The sequence below is a fragment of the Streptomyces muensis genome (assembly GCF_021474425.1).
GTDB classification, from domain to species: domain Bacteria; phylum Actinomycetota; class Actinomycetes; order Streptomycetales; family Streptomycetaceae; genus Streptomyces; species Streptomyces muensis.
Genome location: NZ_JAKEIP010000033.1, coordinates 1 through 15736, shown reverse-complemented (window position 1 = coordinate 15736; position 15736 = coordinate 1). Strand labels below are relative to the sequence as shown.

Below are 15736 nucleotides of genomic sequence, written 5' to 3'. Positions count from 1 at the left end.
ATCATCGCTCGTCGTCACGCCGACCGAACCGAGCCACACTCCCCCGGTTCTCGTTACGGACCTTCCACGGCTGTCCGGTCGCGGAGTCGACCGCTTTGAGCGTGACCGCGACCCGATGGGTGCGCGTGGTGCCGCCTCCCCCGTCGGCCCCGGCCTCCACCACCCACGCCTTGACCTTCACCCCGCCCTTGACCTCCTTGCGCAGCTCGACGCTGAACTCCAGCTCGATGTCGCCCACTTCGAAGGTCACGTCCTGCCCGGACGAACGGGCCGCAGCGGTGATCAGTTCGTCCCGTACCGCCTGTACGGCGTCGGCCAGTTCGATCCGATTGTCGGTCATGTGTCCCATGCTAGAGAGACCTTGACCTCCACCGCCATCGGTTCAATCCAAACTCTCTCACTGCCAGAAAGGCTGAGAAAAAACGGGCCCCGGAATCAAAAGGCGAATTCCAGGGCCCGTCGCACAAGTTCCCTCAGTGAGCGGCAGCGTGCGCGTGCAGGCCCAGCGCGACGCCCTCGGGCGATATCGCGGCGAAGGCGTCGACGCAGGCGACGGCGGAGAGGGAGTCGGAGAGACCGCCGGAGAGGGCGCCCGTGAGGCCAGCGGAGGCGGCGCCCGCCTGGCCACCGGAGATGTTGTCCAGGGCAGCGTCGGCGATCTCGGCCGTTTCAACCTGAGAGGTGTAGCTCATAACCTGCGGTTCCCTTCGAGCGAGCATGTTGCAAAAGCGGCGGCGGCCACGACGCCCCCAGCCGTGCGCAGGATCAAAGCACGCCGAGGAGGAGACGGCCAGCTTCCCCGAGCCGGTGCACGACGCGTTCCGGCGACCGGCTTCACCGCTATGGCCATCGGGTCACCGAATACGTCAACTTCTTCACGGGACCTGCCGCGTTACCGCGTACGCGACTGTTGCTACCCGCTTTCCAAGACGGACACTTCGGCGAGAAGGCGGCGCGCGGCGGCAGAATGTGGTCGTCGGCCAGGCCCGGCATGAACTCCTGGTGCGCCCGTGTGGACGTTTGCCGGAGGTTCGGGCCCAGCGCCTGGCATACCGAACCTTGATGGCATCGCAGGCGGTAGATGAGCGGCTCAGCCATTGGCGCCCATCGCGATCGGTTCATGCCAACCGTCCTGACGGCGCAGCCGGATGACCGCCCAGCAGCGCCAGCCCCAGGGGCGTGACCGAATGCCGTACGGCCTTCCCCGCCCTGCACGCGCTGAGCAACCTTGCCTTACGCAGAATGCTGACGTGATGGCTGACGGTGGCCGGTGAGATCCCCGCGTCATGGGCGAGTTCGGTCGCCGCCACCCCATGGTCCGCGACCGATTCGAGGATACCGGTGCGAGGGCGGCCAAGGGGGCGTTCAGAGAACGCAGCCCGGGTACTCCTCCGGCCAGCACCGCCTCATGTGTCATCGGCTACACCACGACGCACGGCAGAGCGGGGTCTTTCAGCAGCGTCGGCTTGCACCAGCAGGAGTACGGCGGGAGGACCAGCAGCCCGCGCACGTCGAGCCGGACGTCACGGTCCGCACCCAGCCCCATCACCCAGAACCAGTCGCTGCCAGACGAGGCCGGGATGGAGGGTGCTCAGCAGTCCGCCCAGGTCGCCGTTGGCCAGGTACCGGGCCGTGACGGGCGCGGATGTCGTTCCACCAAGGGGCCAGAGCTGAGCCGAAGTAGCTCCTGAAGGTACGCGCCAGATACCTGACAGCCTGCCTTTCACCGTCGGCGTGCGACCTCGCCCACGGCGGCACCCGCCGCCTCCCGCGCGACAGTTCGACCAGGTACCGCGGAGCCGCTTCGTGGCATGGACAGCAGGCACCAATCCCGGCGTCTAGGCCGCTCGTGCCGGCGGTCGACGTGAGGAGGTCGGCCGAGTAGCCGACTGGCGGGTCGGTGGAACAACGGGCGTATGACTGCATGCAGTTCGTGGCCCACTGTATTCCGCCAGCCGCCGAAGACTGCGGCCCCGGGTTCGTCTGGAGCATGTGCATGCCGGGCAGGCCTCCCACATGGGGTCGGGAGCCTGCGCCAGCCTGATGCCCCCGCGATCGTCGTCGGTGAATTGAATCCTCCCCCTCATGGATGAGGTGGATTCCTGACTCAGGCAGCCTCCGGGAGCAGCGCTCCCGGAGGGCTTACGCCTTCAGCATCAGCCGGGTTGAAACCAGCCCGGACGAGCATCACGCGGGCGGAGTTCTTGTCTCTGGGGGAGACGGTTCCGCACACGGTGCAGGTATACGTTCGTTCCGACAGCGGCAGTGCGTGCTTGGCTCTCGCTCCGCAGTGCGCGCAGTCCATCGTGGTGTGGGCCGGGTGCACCAGGTGCACGATCCGGCCGTGCTTGCGGGCCATCTCGGTCAGCGCTCGTTTGGTTGCGCCGATCGCCGCGTCAGCGGCCTTGCGGGCCATCGTCGACCTCGCGAGGAACTTGGGCCGGAAGTCCTCCACTGCCACAACGTCGTGGTCTCGGACCACGCGCTTGGCCCATTTTCGGCCGGTGTCCTGACGCTGCCGGGCGATCTTTGCATAGGTCTTCGCCCGCCACTTCTTCGCCTCACGGTAGCCCTTCGTTCCGGACTGCCCCTTCTTCGGCTTGCGGCGTGCCATCATGCGGTCGTACCGCGACAGCTTGGTCTGCACCTTCCTCCCGTGCTGTGCATGCGGGAGGTCGTGGGCGTCGGACGTGGTGGTCGCGGTCTCCTTCACGCCCCAGTCGACACCGATCACCCGGCCGGTTACAGGCAGCGGTCGCACCTCGGCAGGGACCACGAACGAGCAATACCAGTGCCCCACCGCGTCCCGGTACACGCGCACTGACGTGGGCTCGGCGGGCAGGTCCCTCGACCACACGGGCGTCAGGACGATGCCCCCGGCCAGGTGCAGGCGGCGGCCCCTCAGACGGAACCCGCGCTTCGTATAGTTGAGGCTCGGCAGGGCCTCGCGCCGCTTCTTCCACCTCGGCATCCCAGCCCGTTGCCGCTGAGGGAGACGCTCACGAATGTCCTTCTGCGCCTTCGCCCTGGATTTCCCGAAGTCACGGATGATCTGCTGCTGCGGCACCGAGCTGCCTTCACGCAGCCAAGGAGTACGGGCACGGGCCTCGGTCAGCATTCTGTCGAGCTGTGCCGGACCGCACGTCTCCTTGCCGACGCCCTCGGGCCGTGTCTTGTTCCGGGCGTGGACCTGCTGCGACTTGGCCACGCTCTCGTTCCACACCCACCGGCACCGTCCCCACTCGTCCATCAGCGCGGCGAGTGCAGTGGACGACACACGCAGGCGGAACGTCCACCGGGCGTACCCGGCTTCCTCCGCGACCATCCCCACTCCCGCCACATCCTCACCCCCTCCACGCCCCTCCGACCGAAGGTCCACGGCCTGCTGACGTCTCACAACGAGACCGTACGCACGACAGTCGCACATCCGTACTCCAATCGCGCGATCATCACTCCAACCGGCGACCATCGGAACACGCGTTCGCATTTCCCGGCTCCGCTGGGCAGTCGCACGGGTTCCACACCTCCACTCCGGAGGCGGCGACGCTCCTCGCCACAACACCGGAATGTGATTCTCCCTGACGTGGACCCGGAACCCCCTCGCAAGCAAGGTGAAGTCACTTGTGCGGCAAGGAATTTGACGGATGCTCACTTTGCCCCACTGGCAGCCCATCAACAGCCTCCCCTTCTATGGTGCCGTGCTCATGACAGACATTTTGAAGGCACCGAGGCCGACCCCCACCACGATCGGTCGCCGTACCGTGCTGATCGCCACCGGCGCCGCGGCCGCCTCGCTGGCCGTCACCGCCGCCGCACCCGAAGCCCCCACAGCCGAGGCGGCCGGCCAGGCCCCGGTCGCCGCAACGGCCGTCTGCACCCTCACCAAGGAGATGACCGAAGGCCCCTACCACCTCGACGGACAACTCGTCCGCGCCGACATCAGCGAGGAAGCAACAACGGCCACGACGAGCCCGACAACGGCACGTTCCTGCGCGGCGGCGTGCTCACCGGCCCGGACGGCGTCGCACGCATCACGACCGTGTACCCCGGCTGGTACCGGGGCCGCTGCGTGCACATCCACGTCAAGGTGCACACCGACGTCACGCTCACCGACGACGGCTCCTTCACCGGCGGCCGGGAACTCCACACCGGCCAGCCCTTCTTCGACGAGACGATCACCGCGAGAGTCGCGCCGCTCGCCACCTACGCCGCCAACACCGTCCCGCGCACCACCCTCGCCCAGGACGGCATCTACGACGACGGAGGCGCCGCGTCCGGGCTCCTCACCCTGACCGCCCTGGGCAGCACCCCTTCGGCCGGCTACGGCGGGACGCTCACCCTGGGAGTGGCGAGCTGACCCGACCCCGACGGGACAGGTGTCAGGCCGTGCCCGGCGCTTCCAGCACCGGGCACGGCCTGACGTGTCCACGGGAACCGCGGGGGGGGCTACTCGGCTACTTCTCCGGGCACTGCTTCCATGCCAGGTGGTACACCGTGCTGATGTCGCCGTCCGTCGAGTCCATGGTCATGAAGCTGACCTTGCTCGCCGAGGACGAGCCGAGGTTCACTCTCAGCTCGGTGTTGATGTTGAAGTTGCGCTGTACTCCACAGGGCGCCCAGACCAGCTGGGCCCAGTCGGTCTCGTCGGTGGCCTGCCAGTTGTCGTTGAGCGGGCCGCTGAAGGGGTGGCTGCGGAACTGGGTGCTCGGTGAGCCCTGGAAGTAGTACGAGGCTCGCTGCATGGCACTCGCGCCGGGCTGGAGGGCGGCGAAGCCGCGGTAGTCGGCGCTGGCGATGGCGTAGGTGAAGCCACCGGGGACGTGCACGACCAGACTGAGCTGGCAGTTCTTACGGAACGCCGTGGGGTCGGAGTTGCCGCCGACCTGGGCGAGGTAGTCGCTGTACGTCACGGTGAACGCGGTGTTGTCCTCGGAGACGGCTACGGCGGTGGTGCCCTGGGGGCAGCCGGAACCGTTCACCGTGGCGACCTTGATGACGATCTTGTCCGGCGGCGGGTCTTCGAACGCCGGGGTCGCCTGCGCGGGCAGCGCCGCGGTGAGCAGAGCGGCGAGTGCGCCGCCGCTCAGCAGGAATCGCAGGAGTCCACGTGCCATGGAGCGCTCCTTGGGGATGGGGGGTGGCTGTGCCCCCGGCCCGCGCCCACTTGTTAAATCTTTGAAGAATCAGTGGGGTTTCTGTGAAGGTCGGAGGCGTACGCATCGTAGGAGTTGCAGGAGTCGCCGACAGGGCCAACTCCAGCCATTCACAACGCGGTTGAGCGAGACGCCCCCGAGTGGCCGATTCCGTTCGGTCAGACGCCGACCGGCTGCCGCCGCTCCTCGGCGGGCTCGGCCTCTGCCGCCGCCCTCGTCTCCGTCAGGTGGGCGCGGATCGAGTACGTCAGGGCGGCGGCCCACAGGCCGTACAGCGCGACGTACACCGCCACGGCCGTCACCCCGGAGACCGCGAGCCAGTCGCTGTTCAGCAGGGTGCGGACGTTGGTGACGAGGATGACGCCGCCCACCGCGGAGCCCAGGACGCGGGGCGGCAGGACGCGCACCAGCCAGGCGGCGATCGGCGCGGCGACCAGTCCGCCGGCGAGGAAGGCGGCCACCCAGACGAAGTCGATGCCCTGCGAGCCCAGCGAGAAAAGGAAGCCGAGGCTCGCTGCGACAGCGACCAGAAACTCACTGGTGTCGATCGAGCCGATGACCTTGCGCGGCTCCATCCGGCCGGAGGCCAGCAGGGCCGGCGTCCCGACCGGGCCCCAGCCCCCGCCGCCCGTCGCGTCGAGGAAGCCGGCGACCAGGCCGAGCGGGGTGAGGAAACGGCGGCGCAGGGGCAGGCCCACGCGGTCCTTGGGCAGGCCGCGGAAGGTGAAGCGGGACATGACGTACACACCGAGGCCCAGCAGGATCAGGGACATCAGCGGCGCGGCCACCTCGGTGGACAGCTTCGACAGGACGGTCGCGCCGAGGAAGGCGCCGACCGCGCCGGGCACACCGATCTTCCCGACGACCTTCCAGTCGACGTTCCCGAAGCGCCAGTGGGAGGCGCCGGACATCAGCGTCGTACCGATCTCGGCGAGGTGGACGGTCGCGGAGGCGGCGGCCGGATTCGTACCCAGGGCGAGCAGCAGCGTGGTCGAGGTCACCCCGTAGGCCATGCCGAGGCTGCCGTCCACGAGTTGGGCCCCCAGCCCCGCGAGGGCGAGCAGTATCAGCGTGCGCATGCGGCCGGTCCCGTCTTTCCGAGGTTTCCTACCGGGTTGATAGGGATGACGGGACCGGACCCTAGGGCATCAGGCTGGGGGCGAGCTGTGAGCGTCCGAAGTGTGGGACGGAGGTCCAAGGTGTGGACCTCCGTCAGTCTCACCTTCGGTCTCACCGTCGGTCTCAGCCCAGCCGGATCACGTTCCAGGACAGCGGCTCCAGCACGGCGGTGAGGCGGCCGTCCTTCAGTTCCGTGCCCTCGACCGGGTGCGGGGCGACCCGCTCGGGGTCGTCGAGGGTGTTGCGGGCGTCGGGGTCGGCGTCCGCGAGGGCGCTGTGCTCGACGACCCGCGTCAGGTCGAGGCCGTTCAGGGCGACCTCCAGGGGCAGCGCCTCGGTGCGGCCGCGGTTGACCGCGAACACGGTGACGGTGCCGTCCTCGGCGCGTACGGCGGTGGCGTGCAGCAGGTCGGCCTCGCCGTACTTCTTCGTCTCGTACGTCGGCGAGTCCACGCGGACGTCCAGGACCTGGCCGCGGCCGTACTTCGAGGCCTGCGCGAACGGGAAGAAGGTCGTCTGCCGCCACGCCGGGCCGCCCGGCTCGGTCATGATCGGCGCGATGACGTTGACGAGCTGGGCGAGACAGGCGACGGTGACGCGGTCGGCGTGCCGCAGCAGGGCGATGAGGAGCGAGCCGAAGACGACGGCGTCGGTGACGCTGTAGTTGTCCTCCAGCAGCCGGGGGGCCTCCGCCCAGTCCCGCGCGCCGGAGTTCTCGATCTCGTGCCACTCCGAGATGTACCAGACGTTCCACTCGTCGAAGGAGAGGTTGATCTTCTTCTTCGACTTCAGCTTCGCGCCGATGTGGTCGGCGGTGGCGACCACGTTCTCGATGAAGGACTCCATGTCGACGGCGGAGGCCAGGAAGGAGTCGATGTCGCCGTTCTCGGGCTGGTAGTAGGCGTGCAGGGAGATGTGGTCGACGAGGTCGTACGTCTCCTCCAGGACCGTCGCCTCCCAGGCGGCGAAGGTCGGCATGGACTGGCTGGAGGAGCCGCACGCGACGAGTTCGACGCCGGGGTCGATCTGGCGCATCGCGCGGGCGGTCTCGGCGGCGATCCGGCCGTACTCCTGGGCGGTCTTGTGACCGGTCTGCCAGGGGCCGTCCATCTCGTTGCCGAGGCACCACAGCTTGATGCCGAAGGGGTCCTTGTCGCCGTGGGTGACCCGGAGGTCGGACAGGGCGGTGCCCTCCGGGTGGTTGGCGTACTCCTGGAGTTCGAGGGCCTCGGCGACTCCGCGGGTGCCCAGGTTGATGGCCATCATGGGCTCGGCCTGGGGGCCGACCTTCTTCAGGAAGGCGATGTACTCGGAGAGGCCGAAACGGTTGGTCTCGGTGGAGCGCCAGGCGAGGTCGAGGCGGCGGGGGCGGTCTTCTGTGGGGCCTACCGAGTCCTCCCACTTGTAGCCCGAGACGAAGTTGCCGCCGGGATAGCGGATGGCGGTGACGCCGAGTTCGCGGACGAGGTCCAGGACGTCGGTGCGGATGCCGTCCTCGTCGGCGGTGGGGTGGTTCGGTTCGAAGATGCCGGTGTAGACGCAGCGGCCGAGGTGTTCGACGAAGCTGCCGAAGATTCGGGGGTTGACCTCGCCGATGGTGAAGGCGGGGTCGAGGGTGACGCGGGCCGTTGCTTGCATGGTCGCCTTTCCAGAGGGGTGGTTCTTGTTTCGTTGGCGGCTGCGGGTTGTGGGGGCTGGTCGCGCAGTTCCCCGCGCCCCTAAAAAGCCTTTGGCCAGCCGGAAGCTGACCAGCTCAGGCGGTTCAGGCCCAGCTTGGGGGTGCCCTTGTCCTGTGCGTCGTAATAGTGGTACGCCAGCCAGTCTCTGCCCTGGGCCCGGAACACGGACTGGCCGCCCGTACCGACGTAGCGGCCATGGCCCTCCAGCAACAGGTCTCCTCCGCCCTCCAGCATCGGCTTGCCCTTGCTGTCGACGTACGGGCCGGTGACCGAGGTCGAGCGGCCGACCCTGATCTTGTAGGTCGAGTTCACGCCCTGGCAGCACTGGTCGTAGGACGCGAAGAGGTAGTAGAAGCGGCCATGCTTCACGATGTATGGACCCTCTACCGCGTACGGGGCGTCGGGGCGGGTGGCCAGGTGGTGGACCGGGGCTGCTGTGAGTGCCTTGCCGGTCCGCGGGTTCAGTTCCACCATCCGGATGCCCGTCCAGTACGAGCCGAAGGACATCCACAGTCTGCCGTCGGCCTGGATGATCGCCGGGTCGATGGCGTTCCAGGTGTCGGTCGTCTCGGAGGTGAGGACCTTGCCGTGGTCGGTCCAGGTGCCGGGGAGGCCGGAGCGGGACGTCGCTACGCCGATCGCGGAGTGGTTGGTGCCCCAGGAGGAGACGGCGTAGTAGAGCCAGTAGCGGCCGGCGCGGTAGGAGATGTCCGGCGCCCACGGGTCACCGGTGTCGTTGTACTCGTACCACCAGCTCGGGGGCTGTGCGAAGGCGTTGCCCGCGTCGCTCCAGTTCCTCAGGTCCTTCGAGAGACGGGCGCCGATCACGCTGCCGGTCGAGTACGCCACGTACTGGCCGGACTTCAGCCTCAGGACCGTCGGGTCGTGGATGATCTGCTGGCCGGTGATGGGGAGCGGGTCGGGGTAGGTGGTGTCCGCCTGGGCCGTGGACGGCAGGAGGGCGATGAGGGCGGCGGTGAGAAGCGTCGCGATTCTCAGGCTCTTCAACTCTGCTCCCCTTTACTGGCCGGCCAGGCCCGTGTGGGCCACGCCCGCCACGATCTGTCGTTGGAAGAAGACGAAGACGACGATCAGGGGCAGGCCCGCCATGAGGCCGCCGGCCATGAGCTGGGCCCACTGGATGCCGTAGGAGTTCATGACGGTCGCGATGCCGTTCGGCATGGTCATGAGGTCGGGGTTGTTGGTCACCATGTAGGGCCAGAGGAAGTTGTTCCAGGAGGCGATGAAGGTGAAGATGCCGACCGCCGCCAACGACGGCCTCGCGAGCGGGACGACGATGGTGAAGAAGACGCGCCAGCGGCCGGCGCCGTCGATGAACGCGGCCTCCTCCAGCTCGCGCGGGATGCCCTGGAAGAACTTGTAGAGGATGTAGACCATCGCGGCGGGCGCGCACTGGGGCAGGATCATGCCCCAGTAGGTGTCGACCATCCCCATCTGCTGGACCGTGGTGAAGAGCGGGACGCCGAGGACGGCCGGGGAGATCATCAGGCCTCCCATGACGATGCCCATGAGAACGCTCTTGCCGCGGAACTCGGTGCGGGCGAAGCCGTAGCCGGCGAGGGCGCTGACCGCCAGCACGACGGAGGTGACACAGACCGACACCACCAGGGAGTTGACGAACCAGTTGGTGATGTTGCCGGTCTCCCACAGCCCCTTCCAGGCCTGCGCCGTCCAGACCTCCGGCAGCCAGTGCGGCGGGATCGCGGCCGCCTCCGCCTCGGACTTGAACGAGGTGAGCAGGGCCGCGGCGATCGGCGCGACGAAGACGGCGGAGACGGCGACGCCGATCAGCGTGAGGACGATCTGGCCGGGCGTCCAGGGCTTGCGGGTCCTGACCCGTATCTGGGTGGTGGTCATCGGCCGCCCTCCTCACGGTTGCGCAGCAGCCACATCCGGGCCAGGGCGACGACTGCGATGATCACGAAGAAGATGATGGACATCGCGGAGGCGTAGCCCACGCGGTAGCTGGTGAAGCCCTGTTCGAGGGTGTACTGGACGAAGGAGCGGGTGGAGAGCTCCGGTCCGGGTGAGAAGTCCATCATCACGACGGCCTGGTCGAAGAGCTGGAGCGAGGCCAGGATCTGAAGGGTGATCACCAGGCCGGTGATGTTGCGCAGCATGGGCAGCGTGATGTGGACCATGCGGTGCCAGGCGTTCGCGCCGTCCAGTTTCGCGGCCTCGTACAGGTGGTCCGGGATGCCCTGGAGGGCGGCGAGGTAGAGCAGGAAGCTGAAGCCGACCGTCCACCACAGGGTCTCGATGACGATGGCGAGCATGGCGTACGACTTGTCGGTCAGCCAGGGCGTGGTCAGGCCGAAGGTCTCGTTGATCAGGCCGATACCCTGGGTGAACAGCCACTGGAACATGTTGGCGGCGACGGTGGAGGGCAGCAGGAACGGCACGAAGAAGCACAGCCGCCACAGCCATTTGCCGCGTTCGATGTTGTGGGCCAGCATCGCGAGCAGGAAGGCGAGGACGGTGATGCACGGGACGACCAGCAGCGTGAAGTAGGCGCTGTGGCCGAGCGCGTCCCACATCGCCGAGTCGTTCAGGGCCTCGCGGTAGTTGTCGAGGCCGACGAAGCTCGCGCCGTCGCCGGAGATGTTGGCGTCCGTGAAACTGAGGTAGACGCCGCGCAGCAGCGGCCAGATCACGAACAGCGCGAAGAGCGCCAGGAACGGGGCGACGAACCAGCCTCCGTGCTGGAAGCCCTGCTTGCGGCGGACGGTCGCGGTGGCGCTCGCGGTCCTCGCGCGTGCCGGTGCGAGGGCGGTGTGTGCCCCGGTCGTCATGTGCGCGCTGGTCGTCATACGACCGCACCTCCCTGCGCGGCGGTCCTGCCGTCCATCGGGTTCTTCGAGGCGAGGAGCTTGGTGAGGTGGCTCTTCATCGTCCGGGCGACCTTGTCCGGCTTGGCGGAGCCCATGGTCGAGGAGACGACGACCGGGCCGAGGTCCTGGGCGAGGACGCCGGTGGAGCCCGCGAACCACACCTTCGGCTCGGTGGCCTGGTGGTCCATGGCGCTGACGTACTCGTTCTGCGGGGTGAGCTTCTTGTACGCGTCCGTGGCGAGCGTCGGGGTGTACGCGGGGATGTGGCCGCCGGCCGCCCACTGCAGGGCGTGCTTGACGACGTAGGCGGCGAGTTCGTGGGCGCCCTCGTTGGTGGCGCCGCCGCGGTCGGACTGGTGGGGCAGGACGAAGGCGTGCGACTCGGCGTGGGTGGCCTGCTGACCGAAGACGGGCGGCAGCGGGGTCGCGCCGTAGTCGAGCTTCGCGCCGGAGAAGACCGGCACCGACCAGTTGCCCTCCCAGGTGAAGGGGGCGCCGTTGACGAACTGTTCGCCGGTGGGGGCGCCGGGGATGACGTAGCCGTCGGTGACGTGCCTGCGGAGGAACTCCAGGACCTGGGTGGCCTTGTCGGTGTCGAAGAGGACCTCGGTGTCGGCGTCGTCGAACCACTTCCCGCCGAGCTGGGTGTAGAAGGCGACGAAGAACCACCACTGGAAGTTCTGGTCGTTGGTCCACAGGCCGATCGTCTGCAGGCCCTTCTTCTGGACGGCCTTGGCCGCCTTCAGGACGTCGAACCACTCGTTCGTGGAGGTGACCGGGATCATCCGGCCGTCGTCGCCGAGCAGGTCGGCCTTCTTCAGCACGTCCTTGCGGTAGAAGCAGAGCTGGACGTGGATGTCGAGCGGAAGGGCGTAGAGCTTGCCGTCGATGACGCCGCGCCGCCAGAGCCTGGGGTTGAAGTCCTGTTCCCGTACGCCGTACTTGGCGAGCAGCTCGACGTCCCAGGGGTCCAGCAGACGGCCCGGTGAGAAGCCGGTGACGCGGCCCATGTGCATGACGCCGAGGTCGGGTGCGCGGTTTCCGGCGGCGGCCATGGCGAGCTTGGTGTAGAAGGGGTTGCCCCACTGGAGGGTGGAGTCCTTCACGTCGATGCCGGGGGTGGCCTTCCGGAAGGCGTCCAGCATCGCGATCATGTTGGCGCCGTCGCCACCGCTGAAGAGGTTCCAGTACCGCACCCGGGTACGCGCGTTGGAGGCCAGCGCGTCGGCGCCGGTGCCCAGTGCCGCGAAGCCGAAGCTGCCGGCCACCGCGAGCCCTCCGGCGGCGGCCAGAAGTTGCCTGCGATCGAGGCCAGGTCGTCCCATTCCCTGGTCCTAACTGTTCGAGATATCGAATTATGCACGTAACTTCGAACGGGACCGTAGGGGGAAAGCGCTTACCAGTCAATGCCCCGTGCACGAATTCCGGAGCGGGCCGTGGGCACGGCGGCCGGGTCCGCGGGCCTGCGCCCCGCGGAGCGCTTGGTTACCGGTTGAACTACGGTCGCCGGATCACATGACGCGGACACGCGGGTCCGCGTAGGCTCGAACGGCCCGCCGGGCGGCGGGGGAAACAGGGGGTGCGATGGACATCGCGGGCGCGCGCGAGAGGGCGGCCCGGGTCGCTTCGGTGCTCCGGCTGCGTCTGCGGCTGCGGCGCTCACGCTCCGCTTCCGCGATGCGCGACCTGGCCTCCGATCTGAGCGCCGCCCTGCGTGCCAGACCCCACCCCCCGGCCGATGTCCGCGAGTTGTGCCACGCGCTGTGCGCGGAGATGAGCGCGCGGCGCGGCGGGCGGCCCGTCGAGCTGCGGTTCGAGCGGTTCCCGGACGAGATCGAAGTGACCGGACTGTGGGTGGAGTTCCAGGACTTCGACCTGGTCATCGTCGAGGAGCGGGCCGAGGCGATGCAGCAACTGGTCATCCTCGGCCACGAGTTGTGGCATCTGCATGCCGGGCACGGCCACCACCACACCGACGGTACGGCCGCCGCGCACGCCTTCGCCGGTACGCCCGGCTGGAAGGACGTCGCCCTCACGGTGGCCGCGCGCAACGGTTCCCGGGAGCGGGACGAGTCCGAGGCCGACGACTTCGGGCACCGGCTGGCGGCCGCGTTCCGGCCGCTGCTGTCGGGGCGGGGGGCGCACGCGCCGCTCGGGCCGGTGCAGCGGTCGATGGGGTATCGCGGGAGTGGGAGCGGTGCCGTGGACAGAGGCAGGGGCAGGAGAGTGGAGCGGTGACCTGGGCTGCCGGGCCGGTGTCGGGACTGGCGTCGGGGCTGGTGTCTGAGCCGGAGTCGGTGTCGGGGCTGGTGGCAGCCTCGGAGGGGCTCTTGGACGACGTCCAGATCTCCTTCTGGATCCCGACCGTCGCCCTCACCGCCGCCCTTGCGATCAAGCTGCCCAGCATCGTCAGGATGTGGCGGGACCCGCTGCTGCGTGCCGTCGGCGGGCTGCTGCTGTTCGCCTGCGCCGTGTTCGTCTTCGCCGCCCCGAGCACGATCGCCTGGACCAACCGCGTCACCGGCGTGCCGAACATCTCGGCGCCCTGGGTGTACTCGCTCATCACCGCGCTGTGCGCGTCCTGGCTGCTGCTGATCATCGCCTGGCGCAACGGCCTGACCAACCGCTCGGCCGCGACGCGCCGCGCGACACGCTGGGTCGTCTCCGTGTACGCGGGTGTGGTCGTCGCCCTGTGGGTGCTCTTCGCCCTCGCCGACGCCCCCGAGGAACGACTGCGGGACCTGGACACGTACTACGCCACGACGCCCTTCATGCGCGAGCAGATCCTGCTCTACCTGCTCGCGCACACCGTGGCCTGCACGATCACCGCCCGGCTGATCTGGAACTGGATCCGCACCGACGGCCTGGACGCCTGGCTGCGCTGGGGCCTGAGGTTCCTCGGCGTCGGCTACGCGACGAACCTGCTCTTCGACGCCTCCAAGCTCACCGCCGTCGTCGCCCGCTGGACGGGCCACGACCTGGACTGGCTGAGCACCTACCTGGCGCCGTCGGCGGCCTGTGTCTCGGCGTCCCTGGTCGCGGTGGGCTTCATCCTCCCGCACACGGGCCAGTACCTGCACGAGCACTGGCGGATCCGGCGACGCCACCGGCAGCTGCGGACCCTGTCCGTGCTGATGCGGTCGGTCAGCGCCGCCCGCGAGCCGTTCACCCTGCGCGGGACCGCGGAACTCCGGCTGATCCGCCGGGAGACGTTCATCCGCGACGCGCTGCTCCAGGTGTCCCGGCACCTCGACGAGGACCTGCGCGCACGGGCGTACGAGGCGGCCATCGGCCTCGGTTCCGGGCCCGCGCGGGCGGAGGCCCTGGCCGCGGCGGTGATGCTGCTGGACGCCGTCGACACCCGCCGGCGTGCCCCGGAGGCCGACGCCGGCGCCTCCCCGTCCGGCCCCGACACCGCGTATCTGCTGCGGGAGATCCAGGCCGTGTCCCGAGCCCTGCGCCACCCCGACGACATCGAGGCGGTACGCGCCCGAGCGACCGCCCCGGCAGAGAGTGCCTCCACATGAACGAACGCCCCGCCCCAGACGTCAGAACCGCCGTCGTCCTGGGGGGATCCCACACCGGCATGCTCGCGGCCCGCGCGCTCGCCGGTTTCGCCGACCGGGTGGTCGTCGTCGACCGGGACGCCCTGCCGGACGGCCCCGAGCCCCGCAAAGGGCTGCCGCAGGCCCGGCACGCGCACATGCTGTGGTCGGGCGGGGTACGGGCCATGGAGGAGCTGCTCCCGGGCATCACCGAGGTGCTCCAGGCAGCCGGAGCACGGCGGCTGCCCGTCACGACGGACGTGGTCGCCATGTCGGCCCGGGGCTGGTTCCGCCGCTGGCCCGAGTCGCACCATGTGATCCTGGCCGGCCGTGACCTGCTGGACGCGACGGTCCGCGCGCAGGTCCTCGCCGACGAGCGGATCGAACTGGTCGAGCGGGCGGAGGCCGTGGGTCTGCTCGGCACGGCCGCCGCCGTGACGGGCGTGCGGATCCGGACCCATGACGGCGCCGAGCGCACCCTGTCCGCCTGCCTGGTCGTCGACGCCACCGGCCGCGGCTCCGTGGCGCCCAAGTGGCTCTCGGCACTCGGCCTTCCCGCACCCGAGCGCCGCGAGGTCGACTCCGGCCTGGTGTACGCCAGCCGTCTCTACCTCGCCCCCGAGCACGCCCGGGACGGCTTCCCCGTGGTCAACGTGCAGCCCGACCCGCACGACGGCGGGCCCGGCCGGGCGGGCTTCCTGCTGCCGATCGAGGACGGCCGGTGGATCGTCACCCTCTCCGGCACCCGTGGCGGCGAACCTCCCGCCACGGCCGAGGACTTCGCGCCGTTCGCCCGGGAGAAGCTGCGTCACCCGCTGATCGGCGAACTCATCGAGAACGCCGAGCCGATCTCCCCCGTCTCCTGCACCCGCACGACCGTCAACCGCCGCTTCTTCTACGAGCGGATGCCGGCCTGGCCGGAGAACCTCGTCGTCCTCGGCGACGCCCTCGCCGCGTTCAACCCGGTCTACGGCCACGGCCTGGCGGTGGCCGCCCAAAGTGCCCTGATCCTGCGGGACTTGACACGCCGCCACACCCCGACGACGCCCGGCCTCGCCCGCCGCGTCCAACGGGCGGTCACCCGCCCGGTCGCCGCCGCCTGGGACATGGCCATCGGCCAGGACGTCTTCTACCCCGGCGCGACGGAGTCCGGCCCCACCCTGCGCGAACGCCTCGTCGCCGCCTACGTAGCCCGCCTCATGCACACCGCCACCGGCAACGGCCGCATCGCCCGCCGCGTCACGGACGTGACGTCCCTGGAACGCGGCGCGGAAGTCCTCCTGACCCCGTCCGTCCTCCTGGCCGCCGCGATCGGCCCCCTGAAACCGGCACTGAACGGGCCGCCGTTGACGGGGGAGGAACGGAAGGCTGGGGGGTTGGTCTGAGGC

The 15736-nt window shown here is 69.2% G+C and carries 15 protein-coding genes and 1 pseudogene; 4 read left to right on the top strand and 12 right to left on the bottom strand.

The window, feature by feature from the left end; all coding sequences use genetic code 11:
* Nucleotide 1: 1 nt before the first annotated feature.
* From L0P92_RS11815 to L0P92_RS11805, 5 genes are all read right to left on the bottom strand, one after another.
* Complete coding sequence (locus tag L0P92_RS11815; RefSeq protein WP_234762513.1) at nucleotides 2-340, bottom strand: trypco2 family protein; 339 nt, start codon at nucleotides 338-340, stop codon at nucleotides 2-4.
* 133 nt (nucleotides 341-473) lie between these two features.
* The gene (locus L0P92_RS11810; RefSeq protein WP_234762512.1) at nucleotides 474-692 is read right to left on the bottom strand and encodes a hypothetical protein; all 219 of its coding nucleotides are present in this window, start codon (nucleotides 690-692) and stop codon (nucleotides 474-476) included.
* 426 nt (nucleotides 693-1118) lie between these two features.
* Entirely contained in the window at nucleotides 1119-1337 is a 219-nt protein-coding gene (locus L0P92_RS45675) for a helix-turn-helix domain-containing protein (RefSeq protein ID WP_372497241.1), read from the bottom strand.
* 83 nt (nucleotides 1338-1420) lie between these two features.
* The gene (locus L0P92_RS45215) at nucleotides 1421-1546 is read right to left on the bottom strand and encodes a hypothetical protein (RefSeq protein WP_273634026.1); all 126 of its coding nucleotides are present in this window, start codon (nucleotides 1544-1546) and stop codon (nucleotides 1421-1423) included.
* A gap of 561 nt (nucleotides 1547-2107) precedes the next feature.
* A complete protein-coding gene (locus L0P92_RS11805) occupies nucleotides 2108-3325 on the bottom strand; it encodes an RNA-guided endonuclease InsQ/TnpB family protein (RefSeq protein WP_234762511.1) in 1218 nt (405 codons plus the stop codon).
* Between the two features lie 379 nt (nucleotides 3326-3704).
* Here L0P92_RS11805 and L0P92_RS11800 point away from each other — a divergent pair.
* A pseudogene (locus L0P92_RS11800) lies at nucleotides 3705-4357 on the top strand (peptidase associated/transthyretin-like domain-containing protein).
* Between the two features lie 97 nt (nucleotides 4358-4454).
* Here L0P92_RS11800 and L0P92_RS11795 read toward each other — a convergent pair.
* The 7 genes from L0P92_RS11795 to L0P92_RS11765 all read right to left on the bottom strand — a co-directional run bounded on the left by L0P92_RS11795 (nucleotide 4455) and on the right by L0P92_RS11765 (nucleotide 12128).
* On the bottom strand, nucleotides 4455-5114 hold the full coding sequence (locus tag L0P92_RS11795) for a DUF4360 domain-containing protein (RefSeq protein WP_234762510.1): 660 nt from the start codon (nucleotides 5112-5114) through the stop codon (nucleotides 4455-4457).
* Nucleotides 5115-5311: 197 nt separating this feature from the next.
* Nucleotides 5312-6232, bottom strand: coding sequence for a sulfite exporter TauE/SafE family protein (locus L0P92_RS11790; protein WP_234762509.1), 921 nt, complete (start codon nucleotides 6230-6232; stop codon nucleotides 5312-5314).
* Nucleotides 6233-6395: 163 nt separating this feature from the next.
* Nucleotides 6396-7910, bottom strand: a complete 1515-nt coding sequence (gene arfA, locus L0P92_RS11785) for an arabinosylfuranosidase ArfA (protein ID WP_234762508.1) — start codon at nucleotides 7908-7910, stop codon at nucleotides 6396-6398.
* An 80-nt stretch (nucleotides 7911-7990) separates the two neighbouring features.
* Nucleotides 7991-8959 carry an arabinan endo-1,5-alpha-L-arabinosidase gene (locus L0P92_RS11780; RefSeq protein ID WP_234762507.1) on the bottom strand — a complete coding sequence of 323 codons (969 nt, stop codon included), beginning with the start codon at nucleotides 8957-8959 and terminating at the stop codon, nucleotides 7991-7993.
* A gap of 12 nt (nucleotides 8960-8971) precedes the next feature.
* The gene (locus L0P92_RS11775; RefSeq protein ID WP_234762506.1) at nucleotides 8972-9829 is read right to left on the bottom strand and encodes a carbohydrate ABC transporter permease; all 858 of its coding nucleotides are present in this window, start codon (nucleotides 9827-9829) and stop codon (nucleotides 8972-8974) included.
* Complete coding sequence (locus L0P92_RS11770; protein WP_234762546.1) at nucleotides 9826-10764, bottom strand: carbohydrate ABC transporter permease; 939 nt, start codon at nucleotides 10762-10764, stop codon at nucleotides 9826-9828. The genes L0P92_RS11775 and L0P92_RS11770 overlap by 4 nt, the downstream gene beginning before the upstream one ends.
* Nucleotides 10765-10778: 14 nt before the next feature.
* Entirely contained in the window at nucleotides 10779-12128 is a 1350-nt protein-coding gene (locus tag L0P92_RS11765) for an extracellular solute-binding protein (RefSeq protein WP_234762505.1), read from the bottom strand.
* 259 nt (nucleotides 12129-12387) lie between these two features.
* Between L0P92_RS11765 and L0P92_RS11760 the strand changes: the two genes are divergently transcribed.
* The 3 genes from L0P92_RS11760 to L0P92_RS11750 all read left to right on the top strand — a co-directional run bounded on the left by L0P92_RS11760 (nucleotide 12388) and on the right by L0P92_RS11750 (nucleotide 15733).
* Nucleotides 12388-13041, top strand: coding sequence for a toxin-antitoxin system, toxin component family protein (locus tag L0P92_RS11760; protein ID WP_234762504.1), 654 nt, complete (start codon nucleotides 12388-12390; stop codon nucleotides 13039-13041).
* Between the two features lie 71 nt (nucleotides 13042-13112).
* Entirely contained in the window at nucleotides 13113-14330 is a 1218-nt protein-coding gene (locus L0P92_RS11755) for an MAB_1171c family putative transporter (protein ID WP_372497240.1), read from the top strand.
* Nucleotides 14327-15733 (top strand): FAD-dependent oxidoreductase, encoded by a 1407-nt coding sequence (locus tag L0P92_RS11750; protein WP_234762503.1) that lies wholly within the window; start codon nucleotides 14327-14329, stop codon nucleotides 15731-15733. The genes L0P92_RS11755 and L0P92_RS11750 overlap by 4 nt, the downstream gene beginning before the upstream one ends.
* The last annotated feature ends 3 nt before the right edge of the window (nucleotides 15734-15736 follow it).

Excerpts from the sequence above, each read along its gene's own strand:
- L0P92_RS11815 (WP_234762513.1), bottom strand. The coding sequence starts at position 340 with ATGACCGACAATCGGATCGAACTGGCCGACGCCGTACAGGCGGTACGG.
- L0P92_RS11810 (WP_234762512.1), bottom strand. The coding sequence starts at position 692 with ATGAGCTACACCTCTCAGGTTGAAACGGCCGAGATCGCCGACGCTGCC.
- L0P92_RS45215 (WP_273634026.1), bottom strand. The coding sequence starts at position 1,546 with ATGGGGCTGGGTGCGGACCGTGACGTCCGGCTCGACGTGCGCGGGCTG.
- L0P92_RS11805 (WP_234762511.1), bottom strand. The coding sequence starts at position 3,325 with ATGGTCGCGGAGGAAGCCGGGTACGCCCGGTGGACGTTCCGCCTGCGT.
- L0P92_RS11795 (WP_234762510.1), bottom strand. The coding sequence starts at position 5,114 with ATGGCACGTGGACTCCTGCGATTCCTGCTGAGCGGCGGCGCACTCGCC.
- L0P92_RS11790 (WP_234762509.1), bottom strand. The coding sequence starts at position 6,232 with ATGCGCACGCTGATACTGCTCGCCCTCGCGGGGCTGGGGGCCCAACTC.
- arfA (WP_234762508.1), bottom strand. The coding sequence starts at position 7,910 with ATGCAAGCAACGGCCCGCGTCACCCTCGACCCCGCCTTCACCATCGGC.
- L0P92_RS11775 (WP_234762506.1), bottom strand. The coding sequence starts at position 9,829 with ATGACCACCACCCAGATACGGGTCAGGACCCGCAAGCCCTGGACGCCC.
- L0P92_RS11770 (WP_234762546.1), bottom strand. The coding sequence starts at position 10,764 with ATGACGACCGGGGCACACACCGCCCTCGCACCGGCACGCGCGAGGACC.
- L0P92_RS11765 (WP_234762505.1), bottom strand. The coding sequence starts at position 12,128 with ATGGGACGACCTGGCCTCGATCGCAGGCAACTTCTGGCCGCCGCCGGA.
- L0P92_RS11760 (WP_234762504.1), top strand. The coding sequence starts at position 12,388 with ATGGACATCGCGGGCGCGCGCGAGAGGGCGGCCCGGGTCGCTTCGGTG.
- L0P92_RS11750 (WP_234762503.1), top strand. The coding sequence starts at position 14,327 with ATGAACGAACGCCCCGCCCCAGACGTCAGAACCGCCGTCGTCCTGGGG.